Annotated in this window: 22 protein-coding genes; 13 read left to right on the forward strand and 9 right to left on the reverse strand. The window is 62.9% G+C overall.

What is annotated here, in order from left to right; translation table 11 throughout:
* Positions 1 to 2: 2 nt before the first annotated feature.
* From NKI21_RS01440 to NKI21_RS01460, 5 genes are read left to right on the forward strand one after another with little or no spacing between them, the layout of a single operon-like run.
* Positions 3 to 302, forward strand: a complete 300-nt coding sequence (locus NKI21_RS01440) for a PqqD family protein (protein WP_352439759.1) — start codon at positions 3 to 5, stop codon at positions 300 to 302.
* Entirely contained in the window at positions 286 to 864 is a 579-nt protein-coding gene (locus tag NKI21_RS01445; protein ID WP_352864204.1) for a lasso peptide biosynthesis B2 protein, read from the forward strand. Before NKI21_RS01440 ends, NKI21_RS01445 begins: the two co-directional genes overlap by 17 nt.
* Positions 861 to 2,783 carry a lasso peptide isopeptide bond-forming cyclase gene (locus tag NKI21_RS01450; RefSeq protein ID WP_352439761.1) on the forward strand — a complete coding sequence of 641 codons (1,923 nt, stop codon included), beginning with the start codon at positions 861 to 863 and terminating at the stop codon, positions 2,781 to 2,783. Before NKI21_RS01445 ends, NKI21_RS01450 begins: the two co-directional genes overlap by 4 nt.
* Positions 2,780 to 3,766 (forward strand): phosphoenolpyruvate carboxykinase (ATP), encoded by a 987-nt coding sequence (locus NKI21_RS01455; protein WP_352439762.1) that lies wholly within the window; start codon positions 2,780 to 2,782, stop codon positions 3,764 to 3,766. Before NKI21_RS01450 ends, NKI21_RS01455 begins: the two co-directional genes overlap by 4 nt.
* 8 nt (positions 3,767 to 3,774) lie before the next feature.
* On the forward strand, positions 3,775 to 5,616 hold the full coding sequence (locus NKI21_RS01460) for an ABC transporter ATP-binding protein (protein WP_352439763.1): 1,842 nt from the start codon (positions 3,775 to 3,777) through the stop codon (positions 5,614 to 5,616).
* A 97-nt stretch (positions 5,617 to 5,713) separates the two neighbouring features.
* Here the strand turns inward: NKI21_RS01460 and NKI21_RS01465 are convergent, their stop codons facing one another.
* Complete coding sequence (locus tag NKI21_RS01465; RefSeq protein WP_023811582.1) at positions 5,714 to 5,989, reverse strand: exopolysaccharide production repressor protein; 276 nt, start codon at positions 5,987 to 5,989, stop codon at positions 5,714 to 5,716.
* Positions 5,990 to 6,590: 601 nt separating this feature from the next.
* On the opposite strand from NKI21_RS01465, the gene NKI21_RS01470 reads away from it, so the two are divergent.
* Positions 6,591 to 7,268: a sugar transferase gene (locus NKI21_RS01470; protein WP_023811581.1), complete on the forward strand. Its 678-nt coding sequence runs from the start codon at positions 6,591 to 6,593 to the stop codon at positions 7,266 to 7,268.
* Positions 7,269 to 7,368: 100 nt separating this feature from the next.
* Entirely contained in the window at positions 7,369 to 8,634 is a 1,266-nt protein-coding gene (locus NKI21_RS01475; protein WP_164892842.1) for a polysaccharide biosynthesis/export family protein, read from the forward strand.
* A 355-nt stretch (positions 8,635 to 8,989) separates the two neighbouring features.
* On the opposite strand, the gene NKI21_RS01480 is transcribed toward NKI21_RS01475, so the two are convergent.
* From NKI21_RS01480 to NKI21_RS01500, 5 genes are all read right to left on the reverse strand, one after another.
* Positions 8,990 to 10,303: an O-antigen ligase family protein gene (locus NKI21_RS01480; protein WP_127289871.1), complete on the reverse strand. Its 1,314-nt coding sequence runs from the start codon at positions 10,301 to 10,303 to the stop codon at positions 8,990 to 8,992.
* Positions 10,304 to 10,504: 201 nt separating this feature from the next.
* Entirely contained in the window at positions 10,505 to 11,332 is an 828-nt protein-coding gene (locus NKI21_RS01485; RefSeq protein WP_352439764.1) for an SDR family NAD(P)-dependent oxidoreductase, read from the reverse strand.
* Positions 11,333 to 11,420: 88 nt separating this feature from the next.
* Entirely contained in the window at positions 11,421 to 11,915 is a 495-nt protein-coding gene (locus NKI21_RS01490) for an acetone carboxylase subunit gamma (protein ID WP_352439765.1), read from the reverse strand.
* Positions 11,912 to 14,116 (reverse strand): hydantoinase B/oxoprolinase family protein, encoded by a 2,205-nt coding sequence (locus tag NKI21_RS01495; RefSeq protein WP_352439766.1) that lies wholly within the window; start codon positions 14,114 to 14,116, stop codon positions 11,912 to 11,914. Before NKI21_RS01495 ends, NKI21_RS01490 begins: the two co-directional genes overlap by 4 nt.
* Before the next feature lie 13 nt (positions 14,117 to 14,129).
* Entirely contained in the window at positions 14,130 to 16,289 is a 2,160-nt protein-coding gene (locus NKI21_RS01500; protein WP_128302851.1) for a hydantoinase/oxoprolinase family protein, read from the reverse strand.
* A 112-nt stretch (positions 16,290 to 16,401) separates the two neighbouring features.
* Between NKI21_RS01500 and NKI21_RS01505 the strand changes: the two genes are divergently transcribed.
* Positions 16,402 to 17,178: a helix-turn-helix transcriptional regulator gene (locus NKI21_RS01505; protein ID WP_352864209.1), complete on the forward strand. Its 777-nt coding sequence runs from the start codon at positions 16,402 to 16,404 to the stop codon at positions 17,176 to 17,178.
* A 49-nt stretch (positions 17,179 to 17,227) separates the two neighbouring features.
* Here the strand turns inward: NKI21_RS01505 and NKI21_RS01510 are convergent, their stop codons facing one another.
* Positions 17,228 to 17,503, reverse strand: coding sequence for a type II toxin-antitoxin system RelE/ParE family toxin (locus tag NKI21_RS01510; protein WP_352439767.1), 276 nt, complete (start codon positions 17,501 to 17,503; stop codon positions 17,228 to 17,230).
* A 20-nt stretch (positions 17,504 to 17,523) separates the two neighbouring features.
* Positions 17,524 to 17,805 (reverse strand): type II toxin-antitoxin system ParD family antitoxin, encoded by a 282-nt coding sequence (locus NKI21_RS01515; protein WP_023811572.1) that lies wholly within the window; start codon positions 17,803 to 17,805, stop codon positions 17,524 to 17,526.
* A gap of 279 nt (positions 17,806 to 18,084) precedes the next feature.
* On the opposite strand from NKI21_RS01515, the gene NKI21_RS01520 reads away from it, so the two are divergent.
* The 3 genes from NKI21_RS01520 to NKI21_RS01530 all read left to right on the forward strand — a co-directional run bounded on the left by NKI21_RS01520 (position 18,085) and on the right by NKI21_RS01530 (position 23,254).
* Positions 18,085 to 20,259: an alpha-ketoacid dehydrogenase subunit alpha/beta gene (locus tag NKI21_RS01520; RefSeq protein WP_352439768.1), complete on the forward strand. Its 2,175-nt coding sequence runs from the start codon at positions 18,085 to 18,087 to the stop codon at positions 20,257 to 20,259.
* 48 nt (positions 20,260 to 20,307) lie between these two features.
* Positions 20,308 to 21,906 (forward strand): ABC transporter substrate-binding protein, encoded by a 1,599-nt coding sequence (locus NKI21_RS01525; protein WP_352864214.1) that lies wholly within the window; start codon positions 20,308 to 20,310, stop codon positions 21,904 to 21,906.
* Between the two features lie 118 nt (positions 21,907 to 22,024).
* On the forward strand, positions 22,025 to 23,254 hold the full coding sequence (locus NKI21_RS01530; RefSeq protein ID WP_352439769.1) for an aminotransferase class III-fold pyridoxal phosphate-dependent enzyme: 1,230 nt from the start codon (positions 22,025 to 22,027) through the stop codon (positions 23,252 to 23,254).
* A 33-nt stretch (positions 23,255 to 23,287) separates the two neighbouring features.
* Here NKI21_RS01530 and NKI21_RS01535 read toward each other — a convergent pair whose 3' ends face one another.
* Positions 23,288 to 24,025, reverse strand: a complete 738-nt coding sequence (locus tag NKI21_RS01535; RefSeq protein WP_023811567.1) for a GntR family transcriptional regulator — start codon at positions 24,023 to 24,025, stop codon at positions 23,288 to 23,290.
* Positions 24,026 to 24,171: 146 nt separating this feature from the next.
* On the opposite strand from NKI21_RS01535, the gene otnK reads away from it, so the two are divergent.
* Positions 24,172 to 25,545 (forward strand): 3-oxo-tetronate kinase, encoded by a 1,374-nt coding sequence (otnK, locus tag NKI21_RS01540; RefSeq protein ID WP_352864219.1) that lies wholly within the window; start codon positions 24,172 to 24,174, stop codon positions 25,543 to 25,545.
* A complete protein-coding gene (locus tag NKI21_RS01545; RefSeq protein ID WP_023811565.1) occupies positions 25,545 to 26,183 on the forward strand; it encodes a class II aldolase/adducin family protein in 639 nt (212 codons plus the stop codon). The genes otnK and NKI21_RS01545 overlap by 1 nt, the downstream gene beginning before the upstream one ends.
* Positions 26,184 to 26,247 lie beyond the last annotated feature (64 nt).

Consider the following 26,247-nt stretch of genomic DNA (forward strand, 5'->3'; position numbering starts at 1 on the left):
GGATGAACCATGATCTGGCCGACCACGATAGCGTGAGTGCGACCAAGGATGCCGTGGCTTGCGAGTTCGGCGATGGCTTGGCGCTGCTCAATCTCAAATCCAATGTCTACTACAGCCTGAATGGCGTCGGCGCCTTCATCTGGGACTTGATCCAGGAGCCCCGGTCGATCGGGGACATCCGCAGCGCCGTGCTTGCGCGCTATAATGTCGACCCGGTGCGCTGCCAGGCCGATGTCGACGCATTGCTGAAGGGCCTGGCCGAAAATGGGCTTGCGAGACGGCATCATGAGGCACTTGTCTAAGCCGACCCAGCACAAGGCGCTGGTTTGGCAGGCCATAGTTTCGCGGGCCCTGGTTTCGCGGGCCCTGGTTTCGCGGGCCACGGCTTTACGGCAGGAACCCGCGAGGGAAACAGGCCTCAAGCAGTCGAAGCGCGGCGGAAGCCGGCACGGGCTGGTCAGGATTTTCTCCCTGAGCGGCTCGGAAATGATCTTCCTTGGCCATTGCCTGCTTGTGGTGGCGACAGTTCGGCTGGGGCTGACCCTGCTGTCCTACAATCGTGTACGCAGCCTGGTGACGCGGCTCGACGCGCGGCAGTGCGCCTCGATGGGCGAACTGCGGCGTGTCGCCTGGGGTGTTGCCGCCGCGGCCCGTTCCGTCCCTTACGCTACGTGCCTGACCCAGGCGCTCTCCGGCCAGTATATTCTCGCCCGCCAAGGCAATGAATCGACGATACGCATCGGCATCGAACGTGGTACGGGCGAGCAGTTGAAAGCACATGCCTGGCTGGTCAGCGACAACCATATCGTGCTTGGCGGATCGATCGACGGCTTCGCCCATCTCGTCGACCACGGCAGCCGATGAGCGGCGTCGCCGGAATCCTGCTGCGCGGAGCACACGCACCGGCGGTCGCGGCGGCAGACATTCAGCAAATGCTGGCGCGCATGCGCCATCGCGGTCCCGACGGCGGTTCATGGTGGCTGGACACCAGCATCGCCCTTGGCCACGCCTGGCTCAACACATCGGATGAGGTCGGTCCAGGCCCTTTGACGATGGCTGGCGGCCGGCTCGCCATCACCGCCGATTGCCGGCTGGACAACCGTGACGAGTTGCTGGCCAGGCTCGGTATCCGCGACCAGTCGGTGGCCGACGCGATCGTGCTGATGCGGGCCTATCTGCGTTGGGGCGAAGCCTGTCCGGAGCATCTGCAAGGCGATTTCGCGTTCGCCATCTGGGATGACGAGCGGCAATCGCTGTTTTGCGCGCGAGATCATTTTGGCGTCAAGCCGTTCTACTACCACGCGGCGGACCGGCGTTTTGCCTTTGCGTCCGAGATCGGGCCGATCCTGGGCGTCGAAGGTATCCGCGCGCGTGTCAGCGAGCGCCAGATCTCCGGTTTCCTGGCCGGGCTTCCCGACGACCCGCAGTCGACCCCCTACAGCGATATATTCAGCCTGCCGGCCCGCCACAGCCTGACCGTTACCGCGCAACAGGTGATGTTGCGTCGATACTGGCAGATCGAGCCGTCGGCGCGGCCCTTGCGGTCGGATGCATCGGAGGAATTCGCCCATCTGTTCTCGCAATCGGTGCGCAGCCGCATGCGAGGGACCTCGGCAGTCGGCGCAATGCTGAGCGGCGGCCTCGATTCCTCATCTATCGCCTGTGTCGCCGGCCTGCAGAATGCCGCTGCGCGCAGGCCGAAGCTGCCGACCTTCTCGCTGATTTTCGAGAGGGGCTCGCCGATGGACGAGCGGCCCTTCATCGATGCCGTTCTCGACCAGCAGAAGGTCGACGCGACGCTGATCCCGGTCGGCAACTATGCCCCATTCGCCGAATTCGAACGCGTGCTGGAAGAACAGGAAGGAACGTTCCTGGCGCCGGGCCTGACGCTCACCCGCGGTATCTACCGGACTGCCGGCGCCAAGGGCATCAAGGTGCTGCTGGACGGCCATGGCGGCGACGAGGTCGTTTCCCAAGGCCATGGTCACCTGCACGAGCTTGCGAATGGCGGCCGATGGATGGATCTGTGGCGCGAGGTCCGCAGCGCCTCCAATACCTATGGCGACAGCACGCTTGGCCTTTATCTCCAGTTCCTGACCCTCTACGGGCCGGCCTGGCGCATCGCCAAGCTGAGGCATCTGGCCAACCGTGCCCTGAACAGGATCCGCAAGCCCGCGCACGCGCAGCGCGCACGAAGCTGGCGCGACCTGATCAATCCGGACCTTGCCAAGCGCACCGAGCTTGTCGACCGGTTTCACCGGGCCGGCTATATGCCGCCCGGCGTTCAGGCCAGCGACGCCTTGAGCCATCGCTGGATCCTGTCGAACGGCTATGTCCCGCATGCCTTCGAGGTTCTCGACAAGGCCGCCGCCAATTTCGGCGTCGAGCCGCGATACCCATTCTGGGACAAGCCGCTGGTCGAGTTCTGCCTGGCATTGCCGGGCGAGGAGAAGCTGAGCCACGGCTTTGGTCGCTATGTGCTGCGTCGCGCCATGCAAGGCGTATTGCCGGAGGCGGTGCAGTGGCGGCGCGACAAGATCGACTTCACCGCCAATCTCGTCAACGGCATGCTGCGCAACCATCGCGACCTCCTGGAACAGCTGCTGGTCTCGGATGCGAACCGCATCGCGCCTTATGTCAATCTGCCGCAAGTGAGTGCTGCCTATGCGCGACTGCTGCGCCAGCCCGATCAGGCAGCCCCCCTGGATGTCCAGTATGTCTGGCGCTCGGCCTCGCTGTCGCTCTGGCTGCGGCAACTCCAGCACGGCGGGAGCCCCACGTGATGCCGCGCAACGAGCCGCTCGCTCTATACAATGATGATGCCTTTTCACATGGCCGGGCCATGCGAGAACGCCGCTTCTACCGCGCCTATGGTCTGACCATCGCGTCGGAGGTGATGTTGCCCGAACTGCAGCCGGCGCCGCCGGGGGCGGCGGATCTCGTGATCGCTGTCGGCGCGATCGACCTGCCAAAGCCGGCGCCCGAAGCCGCGACCGATTTTCGCTTCGAGCCGGACCGGCAATATCTGGCTTGGCATGCTGTCGGTGCGTTCCTGATCAGCGATGACTGCCGCATCGACATAGAACCGGCACCCGGCGTCGACGATGCGCTGCTCGCGTTTCCGCTGCTCGGTCCGGTCATGGCGCTGCTCTTGCACCGGCGCGGCCTGCTTGTCCTGCATGCCAGTGCCATCGCCGCAGCCGGCACGAGCGCCATCTTCATGGGTGACAAGGGAGCCGGCAAGTCGACGACGGCAAGCGCGATGATCCGGGCCGGGCATCGACTGCTTACCGATGACGTGGTGGCGCTGGACCTTGCCAATCCGAGTGAGCCAATGACCGTTCCGGGCTTTCCGCAGATCAAGCTGGCGGCCGACGCCGCTGCGGCGATCTCGCTCGGGGGAGCGGAAGTGCGGCCGCAAGTGCATCCGGCGATCGACAAAATGCAGCATCGCCTGAACGGTGACTTTTCAGGCGACAAGGTGCCGGCGACCAGGATCTATGTCCTCGAGCGCGGCGAAAGGGCTGACATCACGCCCTTGCCCGCCATTGCCGCCCTGCCGGCCATCATCAAATTCTCCTATGTGACGCGCTTCGGCCGTGCGGCGCTGCCCGACGACTTCGCGGCGGCGCATCTTCAGCAATGTTCATGGATTGCTAACCATATCGGCGTGTACCGGCTGGAAGTCCCGACGGGCCTGGACAGGATCGGCGAAGCCGTGGAGCTGATCGAAAAGGATCTGTCGGCTGGCAGCCGGCGGCCGTGAGCACAACCATGTCGAAGCCAATCCTTCGCCTGTCGCTGTTTCGAGAAATTGCCGCATTCGGCGCCGCCATTGCCCGGATCGGCGGCCGGCGAACATGGACGGCGCTGTTCTTCCTCATCCTCGGCAGCCTGACCGAGGGCATCTCCATCCTGCTGCTCATCCCGCTGCTGCATCTGGTCGGACGCGCCGACCAGGATTTCGCTGTTCGGCTGCCCAACAATGATTTCGTGCGCTGGCTGGTGCCTGACGGCACGCTGCAGCTGACGACCGTGCTTTGCGCGCTGGTCGGGCTTGTTGCAGCGCAGGCGGCGTTCAATCGCTTCAAGTCGGTCTACATGGCCAAATTGCTGTTCGATTTCGTCAACCGCGTTCGCATGAACCTGTTCGAAAGCATCGGCAAGGCGCGCTGGGGCGTTTTTACCCACATGCGCAGTTCCGATCTCGATCATGCCCTGACCGGCGACATCGACCGCGTCCAGGGCGCGGCGTTCTCACTGCTGATGCTGGTGCAGATCGCCGTTCTTCTGGCTGGCTATCTCCTGGTTTCCATGTTCATCTCGCCGGTCATGACGCTATTTGCCGTCGTCATCGGCATGCTGATGTTCGTGGCGCTGCGGCCCTTCCGGGCACGGGCCACTGCCTTCGGCCGTGTGCTGACCGCCAATCGCCAGGATCAGTACCGGACGGTCTCGGAATTTCTCGGCGGCATCAAGGTGGCCAAGAGCCTGAATGTCGAGGACAGCTATTTCGCGCAGCTGCGGTCGACGCTTGAAAGGATGAAGGCCGACAACATCGACTATGTGCGCAACAGCACCATCGGCACCGCGGTATTCCAGGTGGCGAGCGTGGTGGGCCTGAGCCTGTTCATCTATGTGGCTTTGGTCCGCTTCAACCTGTCGCTGGCCGAGATCGTCGTCCTGCTCCTGGTCTTCATGCGCATCGCGCCGCGCTTCATGGACATGCAGACGCAAGCCCAGCAAGTGCTGATCAACCTGCCCGCCTTTACGGCAATGCGCAGCCTGCAGGCACGTTTCGACGCCGAACGCGAACCAGGCCATACCGAGTTCGCCGACGCCGGGACACTCTCCCTCAATACGGGATTGAATATTCGCGGTGTCTCCTTCGCCTACGGAGATGCTGGCGCCAAGATGGTGGTGAGCGGCATCACCTTCGGCCTGCCGGCCGGCAAGGTCACCGCCCTGATCGGCCCGTCCGGATCGGGCAAGAGCACGATCGCCGATATGCTGCTTGGCCTGCTGGAGCCTACCACCGGCATGATGCTTGTCGACGGCGTCGAGATCGATGCCAGCAATCGCCGTCGCTGGCGCGACCAGGTGGCCTATGTGCCGCAGGACGTGTTCCTCCTGCACGACACGATCGCGGCGAACCTGCGCCTTGCCGCGCCACGGGCCAGCGATGGCGACCTGTGGGCCGCGCTGCATCAGGCGCACGCCGGCGAGTTTGTCGAACGGCTCGACCTCAGGCTCGAGACGGTGGTCGGCGATCGCGGCGTGCGGCTTTCGGGCGGCGAACGCCAGCGCATCGCGCTCGCACGCGCGCTGCTGCGCAAGCCGTCGCTGCTCATCCTGGACGAGGCGACCAGCGCGCTCGACTGGCAGAACCAGTCGCTGATCGTCAGGTCGATCGACGGATTGCGCGGCACGATGACGATCCTGACCATCGCGCACCGGCCGTCGATGATCGCCTTCGCCGACTGGGTGGTGGCGATGGAAAACGGCCGTATCGTCGAGGTCGGCCAATATCAGCGGCTGAAGGAAAAAACCGGCAGCCGGTTGTCGAGGATGCTGTCGGGGGAACAGTCAGAGAGCGAACCCGCCGATGTCGCGTGAGCCGGCGACCAAGACGCGCCGAAACGGATTCACGCGGCGCCTGGTCTCTTGTTTCGAAGCATGCCTCCAAACCGGGGGCAGGTTTGAGCAATCTGCATCAATGCAGGCCGCGCCTGGCACCGCCCAGCTTCTCGCTTTCGGCGACCTCTGGTGCGTTCAGTTTGCGCTCGGCGTCACGGGCTATGTCGGCAGGCGTCGGAGCGCTCCTGGCGATCATGGTGTAGATGAGCACGAAATAGCCGGCCTGAATGATCACGGCGCAGATGATGACGCGCACCAATATCGTGCCTATCGACGCACCGCCCAGCCAGGACCAGCCGACGACGATCGCCAGAGCGAAAATCATCCCGAGGATGAATTTTGGAAGTGCCATGCCCAACAGCCCATAAACCGGCTCGGGTATTTATCACGATTGCCCCACCCGAGCGCCGTCCCTTGTCATGCAGGCTTGTTAAGGTCGCCCACTCTCGACCGGTTGCTTCCGGCCTTTTCCACCTGTCGTCACCGTGACAGGTATAATTTGCAATTCTATTAAGGCGAGCAATAGGCGGCAAGGGCAACTTCGGATATTTTTGATCGAGCTTTTGCGATCGACTCTGCCATGCTGCAATGCACGCGACGGGAGCTAAGCCGATCTGCTCTCCTCGGCATTTTCAGTAAGATAGACAATATTAAGTAGTATTTTATACGGTTTTCACCATGCATTAGGGCAGGATAAAGCACTAGTTTGCAGCTTGCCTTGACAGATAGGTAGGTCTGCCTAAAAACGGCCCCACAAAGGCCCCTATTTTTTCGGCCGTGCCCATTTATTGTCACAAATGTGCTAAATACGCCGAAATTTGTGCATGACAAGCTTATTATTTAGTCAATTCATGACGTGACTATTTCAATGGGGTGGTAAATTGTGTGTTGCGCTGCAACATTTTTTTGGTATCGTGCGCTGAACCATTCGTTCAACGCATGGAGTTTACGGCATGAGGGACGTTGCCAAGTCGGCCACGGCGAGCTTTTCGCAGGCTGACATCGATTTTCCGCCACCGATCGGCGGCTTGCTCAAACGCAGCTTCGATATCGCCGGTTCACTGATTGGATTGATCGCACTCAGCCCGCTGTTTGTCATGATAGCGCTGCTGGTCAAGTTTTCCGACGGCGGCTCGATTTTCTACGGTCACAGGCGAATTGGACGCGGCGGGCGGATTTTTCCTTGCCTGAAGTTCCGCACCATGGTTCCGGACGGCGACAGGGTATTGGCAACCTATCTCGCCACCAACCCGGACGCCAACGCGGAATGGATCGCCACCCGCAAGCTGAAGAACGATCCGCGCGTTACCCGTGTCGGAGCAGTGCTGAGGAAACTCAGCCTCGACGAGCTGCCGCAGATCATCAACATCCTGCAGGGCGACATGAGCCTTGTCGGCCCTCGTCCGGTCGTGCGCGACGAGCTGGAGATCTATGGCACGTCCGCCGTCTATTACCTGAAATCCCGCCCGGGCCTGACTGGCCTGTGGCAAGTCAGCGGCCGCAACGATGTGTCCTATGACAGCCGCGTCGCCTTCGATCGCCACTATGTCGAGAACTGGTCGCTGTTCGAGGACGTTCGCATCATCATCAAGACCGTCCCGGCCGTCTGGATGTCGCGCGGTTCTTACTGACCGGCCGGTGGCCAATGCCAGACATTGGCATCGGCCATTCGACGCAAGCTCATCGGGCGATGGGGCTATAGCGGATCGGAACGTTGAGTTGAAAACAGATTTGTTCGAAGCCTTTCGCAGCGGCCCGGATTCCGGCCGGCTGCGGCGGGCGCGTTTGCTGGCCACATGCCTTGCCATGGCGCTCGTCGTCCCGCATATCGCCGCCGCCGGCGACTATCGCCTCGGCTCGCAAGACAAGCTCACCATCCGCGTCGCCGAATGGCAGACCGTCGAAGGCACATTTCGTGACTGGTCGGCGGTGAATGGCGAGTACACGGTCGGTCCATCCGGTACGCTGTCGGTGCCGTTCGCCGGCGAGTTGCCGGCATCCGGCAAGACCACGTCCGAAATCGCGGCGGCGATCGGCGAGGCTTTGCAGAAAAAGCTCGCTTTGTCAGACCGACCGGAAGCCTCGGTCGAGATGGCGCAGTTCAGGCCATTCTACATTTCGGGCGAAGTCCAGAACCCAGGTCAATTTCCTTATGTCCCAGACCTGACGGTGTTGAAGGCGATCAGCGTCGCGGGCGGCATCAGGCGCAACGCCGATTACGGCCCCCAGCTCGGCAAGGACCTTGTCACCGCCAAGGGCATGTTCGACATCTCCGACGACCAGCGCATTCGACTGATCGTCAGGCGCGCCCGCATCGATGCGGACATGGCCGGCAAGGCGAGTTTCGACGTGCCGAAGGAAGTCGAGGGCGATCCAAGGCTGCCAGCCATCGTCGCGGACGAGATGACGATCCTGACGGCCGACCAAAAGGCGTTGAAGCTGAAACTCGAGGCGCTCGACGATCTGAAAGGTGTCTTAGAGTCCGAGATCGAATCGCTGCAGAAGAAGATCGTCAATCAGCAGCAGCAGGTCGACCTGGCGCAGCAGCAACTCGCCAGTATCGGTCCGCTGGCGCAAAAGGGCCTGATCGCCAATGCCCGTCTGCTGGATTCGCGCCAGTCCGTGGCCGACCTGCAGGGCAAGATCCTGGACTACGAAACCGCCATCCTCACCGCCAAGCAGGCGATCAGCAAGGCGAAGCAGGATGCTATCGATGCCCAGAACACCTTGAGTTCAAGTCTCGCCACTGACCGGCAGCAGACCGAAGCCGACCTGAACGAGGCCGCGTTGAAGGTGAACATGCAGAAAGGCCTGATAGCCCAGGCCAGCGATCCCGCGATGGCGGCCGCTATAACAAACGATCAGCAACCTACCCTGCTCTATTCACTGGTGCGCAATCTCGATGGCAAGACCACCGAGATAGCCGCCAAGGAAGAAACCCCGGTGCTGCCTGGCGATGTGATCAAGGTCAAGCTGGCGCCGCTGGCCAGCCAGTAGACTTGCTAAGCGCTGAGCGGTTCATCATTTACAGAAATGCAGAACCGCTTCATACGCTCGTCGCCTTCTGTGAGCGGATGGTCCGCGGATATTCCCATTTGCACGTTCTGAGATTGGTTTTCGCGGCGCCGTAACTGGAAGTGCCGGCCGGACGCGCTGGCGCTTCTGGAGCACGGCTTTTGGACAGTAACAGCTGCGCGCCGGACGTCCTGGTCGCTCGGCGCACGCGAGTCTGACAATCCAGCGTTTCAGTCTATTTCGCGGAGGCATGGATTTCCCGCCTCGCGCCCGGCCTGCTTGAGCCTTCGATCAGGGGAATTTGTATTGACGCGACTTCAGGTCCCGAGACGATAGCTCACGCCTGATCGGCGACCGCCGGACGGCCGGCATGCCGAGGCCAGTCAGCCTCGCCCCCGGCCGCGTCAGCCGGCTCGGGACGCGGCGACCGCCGCCTGCGGGTAACGGGCAGCCGCGCCAGCTTGAAGAAGCTGAAATACATCAGGAAAGAACCCATGATGTAGGGGTTGAGAATCTCGACCTCGACGAAGGAGCGGATCAGCAGCAGCACCATCACGCCGAAAAGGATCACCGAGTCCGCCTGCCATGCCTTGAAGATCACCGCCGAGACGTGGCCGTAGAGCGTGCGCAGCATGATCAGCGACACCAGCGTCGCTCCGACGAAGCCGAGTTCGACGAGGGCCTCGATGTAGGTGTTGTGGAAGTGAAAGCCGGTGCGGGTGGTGATGTAGAATTCGTTCCACAGCCGCTCGGCTTCAGCGAAGCCCTGCACCCAATAGGCGGCATAGCCGACGCCGAGAATCGGCGATTTCTGCACCGTGTTCCAGCCTTGCTCCCAAAGATAGGTTCGCCCGGTGAGCGTCGAATCCTTGCCGAAGAGGCCGAGGACGAAGTCCATCAGCCCGAGATTCAAGGCGACGAAGGCCGTCACGACCAGCAGGCCGGCGCCGATCAGGAAGATGACCCGGCGATAGCGGCGTGACAGAAGTTTGCTCATCGCAAGAAGCGCCACCAGCGCCAGAACCGCGGGTATCGAGGCCATCGAGGTGGCGGAATGCGAGGCGACCAGTACATAGGCCGACAGCAGCACGACGGGCACCGCCAGTATGAAGCTCAGCCGGCCGCGTCTGTAGAACGCAAGGAAGACAACGCAGAAATAGATGCCAAGCGAGCCGACAAAGCCGATCTGATTCTTGGAGGCGAAGGCGCCGACGAAGTTCACGGTGCCGTCGAGGACATCCTCGGAATAATTCCCGACCTTCACAGAATAGAGAAGGACGACGAATATCCCGACCAGCGCCCCTATGGTCAACGTGCGCACGCTGACGGTGCGCGCAGCTATGTAGGCGCAGGCAATATGGGAAAAATACTGGACCGACGTCCTTGCGGTGACGCCGGGAGCCTGCGACCAGAAAACCGAGAAGCAGACATAGGCCGCAAACAGCAGCGGCAGCCAGGCGCTGGACAGATGTCGCAAAAACCGCCGGTAGTCGACCAGGATGAGCGGAAGCCAGACCGCATAGTAGGCCAGGATCAGCACCTGGCCGAAAATGACCGAATAGGAAAACGCCCAGATCGAGACGACTACGGCAAAGGCGCCATAGACCGAATTCTTCTCGGGATCGATCAGCAGGGACTTTGGAATCTTCATCTCAGAGTCTCGCCGACACGACCCAGGGCCGGCAAGCCATGAGCCGGCCGGAATCTTCGCAAATATGGGCGTGCAATAAACGGCGTCTCCATTGTGCAGTGCAATATAACCTATTGCGCCCGGCGCTCAATGGCAAATCCGGTCACCTTGTCTTACAGCGAGGCATCTGCGGAGAGATCAGCTGGTTGCGCGTCCGAGACGCTACCAAAGCGCTCCGCCGGTGATCTGGATGTTCTCCATGGTGATGCCCTTGGCGAGATCCGAGCACAGGAATACCGCCAGAGCCGCAATCTCCTGCGGCTGCAGCATGCGCTGCTGCGGGTTGCCTTTGGCGATCTCGGCCCTCGCTTCCTCAGCGGTGCGCCCCTTGCCTTCGCGCTCGACGACCTGCGCCACATTGCGGCGCATCAGTTCGGTCTCGACCCAGGTCGGGCTGATCATGACACAGGTGACGCCATGCGCTGCCCCTTCCAGCGCCACGCAGCGTGTGAGGCCGAGAAGGCCGGCCTTGGACGCGCAGTAGGCTGGGTTGTCCTTCCAGCCGACCGAGGCGGCGGTTGAGCCGATATTGACGATGCGGCCCCAGCCGCGCTCAATCATGCCCGGCAGCACGGCGCGGGTGGCACGGAAGGCGCCGGTCAGGTTGGTGTCGACGATCTTGTCCCACAGCGCGTCGGAATGGCCGCAGACCGGCTGCTCGGCGGTGGTGCCGGCAGCGTTGACCAGAATGTCGGCCGGCCCGATGGCCGCTTCGGCTTCCGCAACAAAACGGTTGGTGACGTCGCTGTCGCGGACGTCGAGATGGGCGGCGTGGACCCTGGTGCCGTGGGCGGCGAGAGCCGTACGCACCCGCTCGATCTCGTCCGCGCCTGGATAGTAGGCGGCATCGGACCTGTCAGAGCTGGCCGGCGCGATGTAGGAGCCGACGGCGACATTGGCGCCGGCTTCAGCCAAAGCCGTGGCAATGGCAAAGCCCATGCCCGAGAACCCACCGGTAACGATGGCGCTACGGCCGGAAAGGTTTGTCATGGCGCACGGTCTCCACTTCGTTCCGGGCAGGCAATCAGGCCTGACCGGATTTGGCAATCACACCGGCGCAGCCTCCATCGCCAGCGTTTCATGTTTGCTGGAGCGGTTTGCCCAGCCATTCGCGATAGAAGCCTTCGAGGTCGGGCTCGAAATCGTGGACTATGGGATAACCAGGTGCCGCCGCTTCCACCTCGTGCAGCGTGCCGCACTGCGGGCAGATGAACTCGCGGATTTCCATCCATTCGGGATCGGGGAGATCACTGTTGGGATAGATTTCGCGCAGCGCCTCCTCGGTGTTGCGCACGTTGATCGCAGCCTTGAGCTTCCAGTTCTTGCGATAGTCGCCGAAGGAGTGGCCGCATTCGCAGCGGGTTATCCGCTCATCGCCGCTCTGGCAGATGAACAGATGGTCCGAGACCGGCAGCAGGATCGGGTCCTTCCAGGCAACGCGATCCTGATAGACGGCAACCATCTTGAAGAAACGGTCATCGTCCTTGTAGGCACTCATGATCCGCCTTGTCTGTGGCCAGGGCAGCTTGCCTGCGGCCAGATCGCCCAGGACTTCCTTGCTGTACGAGGTCATGGTTTTGCTCCCGGCATGAAGATCGATCTGGCATCGACGTTCCAGAACTCGCTGAATTCGCTGGTGAAGCGCGGCGACAGCTTGATCGCGCTGGCGTACATTTTCTTCACCTCGGGGGCGAAATCGGCCTTTTTGACGCGGCCGCGCTCCTTGGCGATCCAATCCGCCACCGGTACTGCTTTCGCCAGACGCTGCTTGCGCATGGCGGCGCGGCGCTCGACCGTGGCGTCGATATCGGCGATGGGATAACCGTCCTCATCGTCCTTCAGCACGATGCCGAACACCTGGTCCGCCGCTTGCCGGGTGAGAAAGCCGTTCTCGACATCCCATGCCGTCTTGATCGGATCGCGCTCCAGAACGTCGCCGTAACCGCCGCCGCCATTGTAGGAATGGCTGAAGATGTCGCCGGACTTGTGCGGCGAGGTGATGTAGGGGCCCTCGACCACGACATGGTCGCCACCGATGTTCCGCTCGTAGTCGGAGACATGCGGATCGATGCCGGGCGCATGCGCCAGCGGTTCGCCTTTTGCCGCGAGTTCGTGAATGTCTGAGTTGCGCACCGCGCGATGCTTCTGGCAGGTCGGCGCCGGATAACCGCCGCACATGCCGCCATTGTCGAACACGCGCGAAGAATGTTCGGAGGTGTGGAGCCGCAGATGCGACGTCTTGTTGATCAGCCAGGTCGAGACGAAGGAACAGCCGCCGCGATATTTGCCGGCACCGCCGGAGTTGGGCACGATCGAGCGGCCGATATAGACCATCGGCATCGACTGTTCCCAGACCTCGATGTTGCCCATGTCGGATTCCGGGTTCCAGCCGACATAGGCGGTGTCGAGACCATCCTTGATGGCGAGCGCGCCGGAGCCGGCGGCGGCGCATTCAAAATGGGCCATGCCGAACGGCGTGCCGTACTGGCTCTCGCCACCCATTTCGATCATAGGACTGTTGACCTGGCCGACGAAGGCTTCCTCGACGAAGCCGCGGGCGATGAAGCCGCGCGACAGCAGGCGCTGGAAGACACCATAGGCCGGCAGCAGCAAGGCCCATGAGGTGGCGGTCGCCACCATTTCGTTGTCGGGGTTGGTCCAGGTGCCGTGCGGCAGTTTCAGTTCGGTTGCCATCCAGGCGCCGTCATTGACCAGCCCTTCGAAATTCATGTGCTGGGTCAGCGTCACGAACATGCCGCCATCCATGCCGGCCGGCGTGCAGTTCATCGAATGGTAGCCCCAGGGCTGCGTGCCCTCGAAGTCCATGGTGATCTTGCCGTCGGTGGTGATCTCCATCTCGATCGGGATATTATAGAGCCAGTCGGGATCGCCGAGCAGCTGGAAGCCGGGCTTTCCCGCCGTGACATGGCCGTAAAAAGTGTGGCCGCGATAGATGCCGGGCACGGTAAGCTGGCGGGTGCGGGCGAGCTGGGCGCGGCGGCCTTCCTCGATGAACTCCTTCGAGACCTTCATCCAGTAGTCTAGGCCGATCTCCGAGATCAGCTGCTTGACGCTTTCGCGCATGTCGATGCAGGAGGCGACCTTGGCCTTTTCGTCCAGCACCCAGTAGATCGGCATGCGCAGATTGCGTTCGCAGCGGATCACGTAGTCGCGGCGGATCTCGTCATTCTCGCCGATCTTCTCGGCGCAGACGAACAGACCCTCGGTGAAGCGCTCCTGCGCCAGACACACGTCGCCGCCCGGCGTGATGCCGCCGGCTTCCAGCTCGTGGCAGACAGCGCCGGCCCAGCCGACCAGCGTGCCTTCATGGAAGATCGGCACGACGTCCATGACGTCGGGCACCTGCACGGTGCCTATAAAGGCATCGTTGTTGGCGAAGATGTCGCCTTCGCGGATGCGAGGGTTGTCCTCGTAGCCGTTTTTGATCATCCATTTGATGAAGCGGCTCATCGTATGGACATGCACCATGATGCCGTTGGAGAGCGCAATGGCGTCGCCCTCGGGCGTGTAGATGGCGACCACCATTTCGCCGACCTCTCGCACGCCGGGCGAAGCCGAGATGCGGCGGGCCATTTCGCGTGCCGAGACGCAATAGGCGCGCAGCTTGGTGTGCAGCGTCTCGAATTTCAGCGGATCCTGGTTGCGCAGCGTGAGTTCGGTGATGCCGTCATAGCAACCGGTCTCCTCCATCAGCCGCTCGGAATCGAGCAATCTTTCGCGAAGGCGCAGGGCCGAGGCAGGTTTGTCCAACATGGCGGTCGCCCTCTCAAGCGTGGGTGTAGTGCAGCAGCGTCCATTCATCGACATGGACGCGGTCCTGCGGATGAACGACGAGCGTGGTGGCGGGATGTTCGATGATGGCCGGGCCGATGACTTCATGGCCGGGCTGCAAAAGGTCCATCTCGTAGAGATTGGCCTTGTGCCAGCGCCCACCGATATACGCCTCGCGCACACCCTTGTGGGCGGAAGCAGGATTGGAAGCGCCGAGGGGTCGCTTGAGCAGCACCGGCTTGACCTTGTCAGCGGTGGCGATCAGCCCGAGTTCGGTGATGGTGAAGCCGGCTTCGCCATAGCGCGACACGCGGTGGTTGACCTTGGCATAGACGGCTTCGAATTCATCGATCACCTTGCGCATGTCGTCGGCCGAATCGACCTTGGCAAGCGGCGCCATGACCTCGACGTCCTCGAGCTGGCCGGTGTAGCGCATCATCAGGAACGGCACGGTCCTGATCTTCTCCCTGGCATGGCCGTCGGCGATCATCTCGTCGACCGCGGCCCTGGTCAGGTCGTCCCAGACAGTGGTGACCTTGGCGCCGAAGGCGGCCAGCGTAGCCTCGTCGGCACGTGACGGGATGTCGTGCTGGGTGGAGACGGAATGACGCCGCATGAAATCGGCCGTGGTGCAGCCGAAGGCGGAGAAGGCGGCCGCAAACTGGAAGGTGATGATGTCCTTGAAGCCGATGCCCCTGGAGCAGCCGGCCAGATGCAACGGGCCGGAGCCGCCATAGGACAGCAGTGTGAATTCCGAGGGGTGGATGCCTTGCCCGGAAATGACCCGGCGCAGCGCGTTGTTGGCATCGGACTCCAGCATGTCGATCATGCCTTCGGCGGCTTCCTCCAGCCCGACGCCAAGGATGTCGGAGCATTTCTCCTGGAAGGCGCGGCGGGCCTTTTCGACCTGCAGCACGACCTTCCCGCCCAGGAAATAGTGTGGGTTGAGGCGGCCGAGAATGGCGTCGCAGTCGGCGATGGTCGGCTCGGTGCCGCCCCTGGCGAAGCAGATCGGACCCGGATCGGCGCCCGCACTTTCAGGCCCGAGCGAAACTTTCTTGGTCAGCGGGTCGACCTTGAGGATCATGCCGGCGCCGGCGCCGATCGTGTCGAGATGCAACGTCGGCACGTTGAGCTTGAAACGGTCCATCAGCGGCTCGTTCTCGATCCGGGTCTGGCCGCGCGTGATGACGCCCATGTCGAAGGAGGTGCCGCCCATATCCGAGCAGATCAGTGAGTCGTTGCCGATCAGCTTGCCGACATAGGCAGCGCCCAGAATGCCGCCGATCGGGCCGGAGATCATGGTTTCATGCAGGCGCGGATGGTTGATCGAGGTCAGGCCGCCGAAGGAGAGCAGCGTCTGCACGCCATACTTGAAGCCGTATTTCTTCGAGACGTCCTCGATACCCCTAAGTTGCTTGCGGCCACGCGAAGTCGCGTAGGCCTCGATCAGCACCGAGTTCAGCCGTGACTGCTCACGGATGACCGGACGAACCTCGTGGCTGGTGTAGACGATGATGTCAGCGCCGGCCTCCTCCACCTCTTCGCGGCAAATCTCGGCGATGCGCTTCTCGTGCACGGGATTGACGTGCGAGAAGATGGTCATGATGCAGATCGCTTCGACCTTGTCGGCGATCAGTTTTTTGGCGGCGATGGAGACCTCGTGTTCGTAGAGCGGCAGCACGATGTCGCCGAACTGGTCGATGCGCTCGGTGACGCCATGCGTGCGGCGGCGCGGCACCAGCGGATCGGGATGATGATGGGTGACCGCATGCAGCCGGTCGGCATAGGAATAGTCGGCCCAGGCCTGCAGTCCGCGGCCCATCAGGATCATGTCCTCGAGGCCCTTGGTGGTGATCAGGCCGAGCCGGCGGCCGGTGCGCGACAACAGCGTGTTGAGCATGCCGGTGCCGGAATAGAGCACGACATTGACGCCGGAAAACAGTGATTCCAGCGAGATGCCCCAGGCATCCGCCGCGTCCTCAGCAGACGCGAGGAAGCCCTCGGCTTCGTTCTTCGGCGTGGTCGCCGACTTGCCGATCTTGAAGTGGCCGTCCTGATCGACAAGGATCGTGTCGGTCATGGTGCCGCCGGCGTCGATGCCGATGACAATTGGATTGCCGACGATGGGGGCGGTGAGATTGGGTTGGGTCACGGTCGCCTCGGGATCTGGTCTAGGTTGACGCCAGGCTAGATTCGACAGGCGGCTTCGCGCCATATGCCTAAAGACACAATGACGGCTGGGCTGACATCGCCGAGAAAAGGGCATGCGCATGGACAATATCTGGGCGCCGCTCGCCAAAGCGATCGCCGCCACCGGCACCGACAGGCATGTCGACTGCCTGATCGACCTGATCGGCGCCGACATCGAGCACGACCTCGTCACGGTGACGCGCTATTCGGCGACGCAGACGCCGGAATTCGTCAAGCACCGGCGCTTCTCGGATGAAATGATCCGGCGCTATCTCGACAACTACTACGTCTTCGACCCGTTCTATGCCTCGTGGCGGCGCGAACGCCGGCTGGGCATCATGCCGCTGAAGCGGCTCGCCGACGACGAAGCCAAGCGCGGCCAGTACATTGCCGGCTTCCTGGCGCAGTCGGACATCTGCGACGAGGTCGGCATCATGCTGGCCGATGGCGGTGACTGGAGCCTCGGCATCTTCCTCGATCGCTCGACCGCTTCTTTCAAGGACAGCGAAATCTCGCTGCTGGACGAGCGGCTGCCGGTGTTCGAGGCGCTGCATGCGCTCGACATCAAGGCGCGCGGAACCGAATTCTCCCGCACATCGGCACCGACCAGCCCCGGCGCCTCGCCCCGGCAGGAGCCGACCATTCCGGCCAGCCTGTGGCCGGAGCTGTCGCTGCGCGAGCGGGAGCTGGTCCAGTTGATCCTCGCCGGCCACCCGACGGCGAACATCGCCGAGCGCCTCGGCATCACCGTCGGCACGGTCAAGAACCACCGCCGGCGTATCTACGAGAAGCTCGACATCACCACCGAGCGGGAATTGTTTTTGCAGTTCTTCCAGCATCTGGTCGACTGACAGCCGGGGTTCGGACAGCTAGGCGGTTTACGCTTTTTCCCGTTGCAGGTTAGAGCTCATCCTCCCAATTGGCGCCGCCATAGAACACACGGAAAATCACCACTTGGTCGGATTCCACTGTAAAGGTCACCGTTACACGGCGCTCAAAACCGACAACCCGAAGCCCCGGCCGCAGATCGTCACGGCGTGTTCCGCGCTCCGAGGCGTAGTCGAGACCCTGGCAGTAGGCTTCGATACGCTCGATATAGCGTATGGCCGTGACGTTGCCGGCGGCGATCTCGATGGTGTCGTATATCCATCTTAAGTCCGTTAGGGCTTCCGGCAACAGAACAATATGCCGGCGCTTCACACATCCCTCTTAAAGCGGGCGGCGTGGTGAGCGCGGATGTCGTCAAAAGCCTGGTTGGCTGGGATAACTCGGGAAGGGTCTGCCTTCCATCTGTCATAGGTCGGCACGACTTCCTCGCGCAGCCAACGCTCTACGGCCGCGTCGCGCTCTTGCAGGGCACGAAGCCCGGCGCGGATCACTTCACTGCTGGTCGCATAGGTTCCTGATTCAACGAGACGGTCGATGAAAGCAGCCTGCTCTGTTGGCAGGCTGAAGGTGCGCTTTTCGGTGGCAGCCATGATTTCTCCTATAATGTCGGTGTGATTATATCATACCAATATCGAATAGCGTTAGAAAATCTGTCGGGCGAAGAACCGACATGGGGCCTGCTAGCAGTCTCAAAATTCCTCTTGCGGAACCGCGCCGTCCCGGCTTAGTCTCTGCCTCGTCACAAAAATGAAATTTAATTCCATTTGTGTGCAAACCTTCTAGCCAGCATCGTGCCCCAGGAAAAATGAACGGCCTAATCGACTGAGAAAATATTTGATATATCATCTACCAGAACGGAAATAGCTGACATGGTCCAGCAGACATCGATCCAGCCATCGGCGCCCTGGTTGCGGCTAGAGGTTGACGATTCGGACTGGAACGACGCCGAGGTTTCGGGCCTGGTGCGCTGGTACCACCAGATGCTGCTCATCCGCCGTTTCGAGGGAAAAGTGCTCGATCTCGCCAATGCGGGGCTGGTGCATGGTCCGGCGCATGCCAGCATCGGCCAGGAGGCGACGGCGGTCGGCGCCATGTCCGTGCTCGGCACGGGTGACCGCATCAACGGCACCCACCGCGCCCATCACCAGGTGCTGGCCAAGCTTGTCAACGCGCAGACGCCCGGCGGATTCGACCCGCTGCATGACGCTTTCAACCCGGACATGCAGGGCTCGGTGCGCGGCCTGATGGCCGAGATCATGGGCCTCAAGTCAGGCTATTGCGGCGGCCGTGGCGGCTCGATGCATATGCGCGACGATAGCTCAGGGATTCCTGGCACCAGCGCCATCATCGGTGGCAACCTGCCGCATGCGGCAGGCTACGCGCTGGCCGACAAGCTGCTCGGAACCGGCAACATCTCGGTCGCCTTCTTCGGCGACGGTACGATGATGGCAGGGCCGGCCTACGAGGCAATGAACATTGCCGCGCTCTACCGGCTGCCGGTGATCTTTTTCGCCGAAAACAATCTCTATGCCGTCTCGACGCACATCAATGAGCAGACGCGCGAGACGCGGCTGGCCTCGCGCGGACCTATGCTCGGCTTTCGCGGCATCGAATGCGACGGCATGGATGTGGTGGCGGTCCATCACGCCATGCGCGAGGCGCGCCGGACGATCGAGGAAGACGGCGGCCCGGTGCTGGTCGAGGCGCTCTGCTACCGCTTCCTGCATCAGAGCGGCGCCCGCCCGGGCAGCGAATTCGGCTACCGCACGCGGGCCGAAGAGGACGCCTGGAAAGCGCGCGACCCGCTTGCCACCATGGCGGCTCGCCTGAAGACGATGGGCATCCTGAACGATTCGGACCTCGGCACACTCGACCAGCGCGTCATGGAGGTGGTCAACACCGCTGCCGATTCGCTGACCGAAATGAGCGGCAACGCGCTGCGCATTCCTGATCATCTGTGGCCGGACCCAAGCGACGTCGACAACCAGATCCGCGGCGATCTTTCCGAACTGAAGAGCGAGCGCTTCCTCGAGATCGAGGACGTGCCGCCGGCCGAGACCAAGCCGGTCAAATTCATGGTTGCCGCGTCCGAGGTCATCGCTCGCGCCATGGAGCAGGATCCGCGCATCATCATCATGGGCGAGGATGTGCACCGTCTGCGCGGCGGCGTTTCGGGCGCCACAAAGGGCGCGCTGGAGCGCTGGCCGGAGCGTGTGCTGGCGATGCCGATCGCCGAGAATGGTTTTGTCGGGGTGGCGCTGGGTGCAGCGCTTTGCGGCCTGCGGCCGATCGTCGAGATCATGTTCGGCGACTTCTGCCTGGTTGCCGCCGATCAGTTGTTCAACGCGGTCAGCAAGGTGCGGCACATGTTCGGCGGCGGCTTTCCGGTGCCAATCGTGGTCAGGGTGCGCGTCTCGCCGCACACCGGCTACGGCTCGCAGCATTCGGGCGATCCGTCCGGCCTGTTCGCCCTGTTTCCCGGCTGGCGCATCGTCGCGCCGACGACGCCCTTCGACTATATCGGCCTGATGAATTCAGCGCTGAAATGCGACGATCCGGTCGTCGTCATCGAGCATGTCGAACTGTTCCCGAGCGAAGGCCCTGTGCCTGCGGACGACCGCGACTATTGCGTGCGGCTCGGCAAGGCGAAGATAGTCAGGCCGGGCAGCGCCTGCACACTGCTCACCAGCGCCAGCATGGTTGCTGTCGCCAGACAGGTGGTCGAGGAGACCGGCGCCGATGCCGAGATCATCGACCTGCGCAGCCTCGACCCGACCGGGCTCGACTGGCCGCTGGTGGAAGCCTCGATCCGCAAGACCAACCGAGTGGCCGTCATCGAGCAGGTGCAGCGTGGGCTATCGCTTGGCGGACGACTGACACAGGAGATTCAGGATCGCGTGTTCGATTATCTCGATCACGAGATCCTGCATGTGACGGGAAGCCTTTCTGCTCCCGTCGTATCGGCCCCGCTCAACCGCGCCGCACTGGGCGGCGCTGAAAAGCTCAAGGCCGCGCTTCAATCCCTCACTGGCGTGGGCGGATAGAGCGAACGCATTGCCACAAAGATCCGACAAGAAAATGGGAGAACTGACATGACCATCCTACCGAGAAGCAAGACCAGAGCGACGATTCTGGCAGCCGTGCTGCTGGCCACCAGCGCCTTCTGGGCACCGGCCACCTTCGCGCAGGACAGCAAGCCGCTGGTCATCGCACGCAACATCGACCTCAACTCGCTCGACCCGCACCGCGCCTTCTGCGACACCTGCCAGATCTACAATTCCAGCGTCTATGAATCCCTGCTGACGCTCGACAAGGACAACAAGCTGATCCCACTGCTCGCCTCGAAGTGGGAAGGCAATGCCGACCAGAGCAGCTTCACCTTCACACTCGACCCGGCCGCCAAATTCTCGGACGGTTCGCCGGTTGAAGCCAAGGACGTCAAATGGTCCTGGGAGCGGCTGAAGAACCTCAAGGGCAGCGCCTCGTTCCTGATGGACAATGTCGCCTCGATCGAGACCCCGGACGCGCATACGGTGGTCGTCAAGATGGTCGCGCCGAGCTCCGAATTCCTCAACATCGCGGCGGCGCCCTACGCAGCGGTCGTCAACAGCAAGGTTGCTTCCGAAGCCGGCGCCAAGGCCGATGCGGAAGCCTCGACGACAGACAATGCCGAGGCCTGGTTCCTGGCGCATTCGGCCGGCAGCGCGCCGTTCGTGCTGAAATCCTATGAGCCCAATTCGGAGCTGCGGCTGGCACGCAACGACAAATACTGGCGCACGGCGCCGGCGCTGAGCGAAGTCGTCATCCGCCAGACCAAGGATGCGGTGGCGCAGGCGCAGATGCTGCAGAGCGGCACCGCCGACATCGCCATGCAGATCGACCCGGATACGGCCAAGACGATGACCGGCAGCGACGTGAAGATCGAGACCGTGCCGTCCTACAACTTCATCTATGTGGCGCTGTCGCCCGGCGCCAAGGCCAACAAGGTGCCACTGACGCCCGAAGTGCGCGAGGCCATCTCGCTCGGCCTCGACCGTCCGAGCATCCTGGATTTCACCATCGGCTCCGAAGGCCAGTTGATCAGCGCGCCGATCCCGCTCGGCTTCCCCGGCGGCTCGGGCTTCGAGGCGCAGCCCTATGACGTCGCCAAGGCAAAGGAACTTCTGGCCAAGGCCGGCCATGCCGACGGCTTCGAGATGGAAGCGGCGTTTCCCGGCATGAACGTCTACGGCGTCGATCTCTCGCTGTTGATGCAGAAGGTCCAGCAGGATCTGGCCAAGATCAACATCAAGCTCGATCTGCAGCCGATCCCCTTCGCCAACTGGCGCGAACGCGTCAATGGCGACGGCATCCCGATGACGGCGGTGTTCTACGCGCCGGACTATTACGGCACGTCGCAATACATCGATTATTTCGCCATGACCAAGGGCAGCCCGTGGGCGCGCCGCGCCGGCGCGGAGCGCGACCCGTCGGTACTCAATCCGAAGGAAGCGGATATCTACAAGGCAGCCCTTGCGGCAAGCGGCGACGAGGCCGCCAAGCTGTGGCATCAGGCCGGCGAGGAGATGATCAAGGACAGGATCATCCTGCCGTTGATCAGCCCGAACCTGATCCTGGCCTACAAGTCGGACGTCAAGGGCGTGCGTTACAGCGCCTGCTGCAACTTGCCGCTGGCGGAACTCAGCCACTGAGCGAAAAGATGCGGGAGGCGGCCAGCCGTCTCCCGCTTCTTCATTCTGGACGATCAGCAATCTTGTTCTTCCAGCACCAAAACCAATATATGATATATCAACGCGTGGAGACCTCGTTATGCCTTCCCTGATCAACTCCAAGGACCAGCTGCTGCGCGAGCGTGCGGCCTCGGTCATTCCGGGCGGCATGTGGGGACACATGGCCACGCGCTATCTCGGCTCCGCCTATCCGCAGTTCTTCGAGCGTGCCGACGGCTGCCGGGTCTGGGACGTCGATGGGCGCGAATACATCGACCTGATGTGCAGTTGGGGTCCCAACATCCTCGGCCACCATCATCAGGCGGTCGAGGCAGCAGCCGAGCGGCAGCGTCGCCTCGGCGACGCTATGAACGGCCCCGGCGAAGTGCTGGTCGAACTGGCGGAGTTGCTGGTCAAGACCGTCGCGCATGCCGACTGGGCGATGCTGCAGAAGAACGGCACCGACGCCACCACGGCCTGCGTGACGATCGCGCGCGCCGGCACCGGCCGACGCAAGGTGCTGGTCGCGCGTGGCTCTTATCACGGCGCCGTGCCGTGGTGCACGCCTTCGCTCGCCGGCGTCACCGCCGAAGACCGCGCCCATCTGATCCATTTCGACTACAATGACGTTGCCAGCCTGGAGGCAGCCGTCGAGCAGGCCGGGGATGATCTTGCGGCGGTCGTAGTGACCGCCTTCCGGCACGACATCGCCCGCGACCAGGAATTGCCGACCGCCGCCTTCGCCAGACGGGCGCGCGAACTCACCACCGCCGCCGATGCGGCGCTGATCGTCGATGATGTCAGGGCCGGGTTCCGCATCGACCTCGCCGGCAGCTGGGAGCCACTCGGCGTACGGCCGGACCTGTCCGCCTTCTCCAAGGCGATCGCCAATGGCTACCCGCTTGCCGCGATCACCGGCACCGACCGGTTCCGCGAGGCCGCGACCAAGGTCTATGTGACGGGTTCGTTCTGGTACGGCGCCGTCGCCATGGCCGCCGCGATCGCCACCATCAACACGCTGCGCGACACCGACGCGATTGCCCGCATGACTGAAGCCGGCGACAGGCTGCGCTCAGGCCTCGATGCGGCTGCCAGGAAGCATGGCCTGTCGCTGCGCCAGACCGGCCCGGTGTCGATGCCGATGGTGCTTTTCGATTGCGATGCCGAGTTCAAGCTGGCCAATGCCTTCTGCTCGGCCGCCTTGCGCGAAGGCGCCTATTTCCATCCCCGGCACAACATGTTCCTGAGCGCCGCGCACACCGCAAAAGACATAGATCTCGCCCTGCAGGCTGCCGATGCGGGCATGGCTGCCGCGGCGCAGGTGGCGTGACCGGCGCCGATGCGGTTCGGAGAAAAAGTTCGTTCAGCCGGCGGCCGACACCAGTCGGCCGTTCTGCGCCGCGCGGCGCAGTTCCTCGGGCGTGACCGCACCGTCGTTCAGCCGCTCGAGCACCTTGACCAACAGGCGGCCGCCTTCGATCATGTCCTGCTGAATGCCCTTGCGCACGCCGTTCTCGTCGCGCGCCCGCAGCGCGTCGAGAATGTCGAGGTGCCTGTGGCGGCCGTCATAGGTCGGCCTGGCGTGCGGGTACTGATAGTTCACCAGCGGCCCGTTGCGCAGCCAGATGCCCTCGATGATGGCCAGCAGCTCCGGCATTTGCGCCGCCTGGTAGATAGAGTGGTGGAATTCCCAATTGTCGCGGACGGCTTCGAACCAATGGCCATTGTCCTCGTTGGCAATCAGCCTGTCATGCACTTCGGCCAGACGGTCGATCTCGCGCGGCTCGATGCGCGTCGTTGCCGCCGCGCCCGCCATGCCTTCGAGATGCAGCCGGATGCTGCGCAGTTCCAGATATTGGGCCAGCGACAGCTGGGCGACGGTGATCGAACGACCGGCCTCCATCTCCAGGCCTTTTTCGCGCACCAGCTGCATCAGCGCCTCGCGCACCGGCGTTTCGGAAACCTGAAGGCTGGCGGCGAGGTCGCGGATCTTGAAGCGATGGCCCGGCCAGAAACGGCCTTCCATCATGGCGCGGCGAAGCTCCTCGTAGACGCGCGTCGTCAGATTGTCGCGCGCGATCGGCGCGATAGAAGCAGTCACATCCGCTCTCCGTTCTTGCAACAGCGCAGGCGTCGCCTGCGTCGCGTGGGCTGTGTATATGATACCACGAATGGCCTGACCACCGACATGAGACAGGCAACTGTGAGACGGGCAGCCATGGTGCAGACGGATATGAGACGGGGCGCATGACCGCGACGCCTTCACTCCTGTTTGGCGCCATAGCCGACGATCTGACCGGCGGCACCGAGCTGGCGTCGATGCTGGTGGCGCGCGGCATTCCAACGGGATGCACGGTCGGACTGAGTGCGCCGATCCCACCAGGCAATCTTGCCCATGTGATCCTGCTCAAGACACGCGTCATCGCGGCCAGCGATGCGGTGCGCCAGGTTCTGGAGGCGGCGGACCGGTTGCTTGAAGCTGGTGCCCGGCAGATCTTCTTCAAATATTGCGCCACTTTCGATTCGACACCTGCCGGCAACATCGGTCCTTGCGCCGAGGCGCTGCTCGAGCGGCTTGGCGGCGGCGTCACGCTGTTCACCCCGGCCCTGTGTGAGACCGGCCGCACCGTCTATCAGGGACACATGTTCGGCGGCGCCCAGTTGCTGGGTGAATCGCCCAAGCGCTTCGATCCGCTGACGCCGATGACCGATTCCAATCTGGTTCGCGTGCTGCAGGCGCAGAGCAAAGGCAAGGTCGGGCTGGTGCCCTATCTCGTCGTCGATGCCGGGTCGGAGGCCATCCGCAACGCCATACGAGAGCACAGCGCGGGCGGCGAGATACTGCTGATCACCGATACGATCCGCGAGCGCGACCTGGTTGCGATCGCGGAAGCGACCTTCGACCTGCCGCTGATGACCGGCAATTCCTCGGTCGCCGCGCATCTGCCGCCGGCCTGGCTCACGCATGGGCTGCTGAATTCAGGCGATCTCGTTGCCGACAGCCTGCCGGCCGTCGAAGGGCCGGCAGCGGTGCTGGCCGGCAGCGTCGCCGACCGCACCATCGAACAGCTCGAGCGTTTTGCGCGCAACAATCCACTGCTGACGATCGACCTTGCCAGCGCCTTTGCCGGCGCCGATATCATGGCCGAAGCGCGTGCCTTTGCCGAGCGGCATTTGCCCGGTGCGATGATCGCCATTGCCACGACCGCGCCGCAAGCGACGGTCGAAGCGCTGCAGCAGGCGCACGGCCGCGATGTGGTGGCAGCAAGGGCGGAAGAGATCCTGGCCGGGATTGCACAGATTCTGGTGCGTGAACTCGGCGTCCGCCGGCTCGTCGTCGCCGGCGGCGAGACAGCCGGTTCGGTGGTCAAGGCGCTCGGCATCGACCGGATCGCCATGGGCGCCTATGAGGGCCCGGGACTGTCGCGCGCCATCGCCCACCTCCCCGACCTGCCATCCGATCCGCTGGCGCTGATACTGAAATCGGGAAAGCTCGGCGGCCCGGATATTTTCGCCGACGTCCTGCAAGACATGACACGGGCGACCACCGTCGCGCCGGCGATCGACACATGGCCACCGGCAAAACCTGTCATGTGGCCAACCACAGGAAAAGCATCGTGATGGACACCGAGACTGCACGCGCCAGCCTGATCACCGCGACGCAGACGCTGGACGCTAGTGGGATGAATGTCGGCACCACCGGAAACATCAGCGTGCGCACGACAGCCGGCATGCTGATCACGCCGACGGGAATAGCCACGAGCGCCTTGCGGCCGGAGCAGATGGTGGCGATGCAGCTCGATGGAGCCTGGGACGGTGCGTTCAGGCCATCGAGCGAATGGGAAATGCACGCCGAGATCTACAAGGCCTTTCCCGAGGCCGGCGCCGTCGTCCATGCCCATCCCGACCATTGCGTGGCGCTATCGTGCCTGCGCGAGGGACTGCCGCTGTTCCATTACATGGTCGCGGGTTTCGGTGGCGATGATGTGCGCTGTTCGGACTATGCGCTGTTCGCGTCAAGCGACCTGGCCAAGGTTGCCGTCGTCGCGCTCAAGGACAGGTCGGCCTGCCTGCTCGCCAATCATGGCATGATCGCTTTCGGCGGCGATCTCGACATGGCGCTCATCCGCACCATCAAGCTCGAGACCTTGGCTCGGCAATACCTTTTGGCGCGCAGCGCCGGCACACCGGTGCTCATCGAGGGCAGCGAGATACCCGCCATTCGCGGGCGCTACAAGAATTACGGTCAGCAGAAATAACCGGCCGAGCAATTCCAGGAAAAGTGGGAAGCGCTTTCCCTTGGGAATAGCGCCAAAACAAGGA

The sequence above is a fragment of the Mesorhizobium sp. M0715 genome (genome assembly GCF_040320355.1).
GTDB lineage: Bacteria > Pseudomonadota > Alphaproteobacteria > Rhizobiales > Rhizobiaceae > Mesorhizobium.

What these genes read in the sequence shown, in the direction of transcription:
- NKI21_RS01440 (WP_352439759.1), top strand. Translation starts at nt 3, where the DNA reads ATGAACCATGATCTGGCCGACCACGATAGCGTGAGTGCGACCAAGGAT.
- NKI21_RS01445 (WP_352864204.1), top strand. Translation starts at nt 286, where the DNA reads ATGAGGCACTTGTCTAAGCCGACCCAGCACAAGGCGCTGGTTTGGCAG.
- NKI21_RS01450 (WP_352439761.1), top strand. Translation starts at nt 861, where the DNA reads ATGAGCGGCGTCGCCGGAATCCTGCTGCGCGGAGCACACGCACCGGCG.
- NKI21_RS01460 (WP_352439763.1), top strand. Translation starts at nt 3,775, where the DNA reads ATGTCGAAGCCAATCCTTCGCCTGTCGCTGTTTCGAGAAATTGCCGCA.
- NKI21_RS01465 (WP_023811582.1), bottom strand. Translation starts at nt 5,989, where the DNA reads ATGGCACTTCCAAAATTCATCCTCGGGATGATTTTCGCTCTGGCGATC.
- NKI21_RS01470 (WP_023811581.1), top strand. Translation starts at nt 6,591, where the DNA reads ATGAGGGACGTTGCCAAGTCGGCCACGGCGAGCTTTTCGCAGGCTGAC.
- NKI21_RS01480 (WP_127289871.1), bottom strand. Translation starts at nt 10,303, where the DNA reads ATGAAGATTCCAAAGTCCCTGCTGATCGATCCCGAGAAGAATTCGGTC.
- NKI21_RS01485 (WP_352439764.1), bottom strand. Translation starts at nt 11,332, where the DNA reads ATGACAAACCTTTCCGGCCGTAGCGCCATCGTTACCGGTGGGTTCTCG.
- NKI21_RS01490 (WP_352439765.1), bottom strand. Translation starts at nt 11,915, where the DNA reads ATGACCTCGTACAGCAAGGAAGTCCTGGGCGATCTGGCCGCAGGCAAG.
- NKI21_RS01495 (WP_352439766.1), bottom strand. Translation starts at nt 14,116, where the DNA reads ATGTTGGACAAACCTGCCTCGGCCCTGCGCCTTCGCGAAAGATTGCTC.
- NKI21_RS01505 (WP_352864209.1), top strand. Translation starts at nt 16,402, where the DNA reads ATGCGCATGGACAATATCTGGGCGCCGCTCGCCAAAGCGATCGCCGCC.
- NKI21_RS01515 (WP_023811572.1), bottom strand. Translation starts at nt 17,805, where the DNA reads ATGGCTGCCACCGAAAAGCGCACCTTCAGCCTGCCAACAGAGCAGGCT.
- NKI21_RS01520 (WP_352439768.1), top strand. Translation starts at nt 18,085, where the DNA reads ATGGTCCAGCAGACATCGATCCAGCCATCGGCGCCCTGGTTGCGGCTA.
- NKI21_RS01525 (WP_352864214.1), top strand. Translation starts at nt 20,308, where the DNA reads ATGACCATCCTACCGAGAAGCAAGACCAGAGCGACGATTCTGGCAGCC.
- NKI21_RS01530 (WP_352439769.1), top strand. Translation starts at nt 22,025, where the DNA reads ATGCCTTCCCTGATCAACTCCAAGGACCAGCTGCTGCGCGAGCGTGCG.
- otnK (WP_352864219.1), top strand. Translation starts at nt 24,172, where the DNA reads ATGACCGCGACGCCTTCACTCCTGTTTGGCGCCATAGCCGACGATCTG.
- NKI21_RS01545 (WP_023811565.1), top strand. Translation starts at nt 25,545, where the DNA reads ATGGACACCGAGACTGCACGCGCCAGCCTGATCACCGCGACGCAGACG.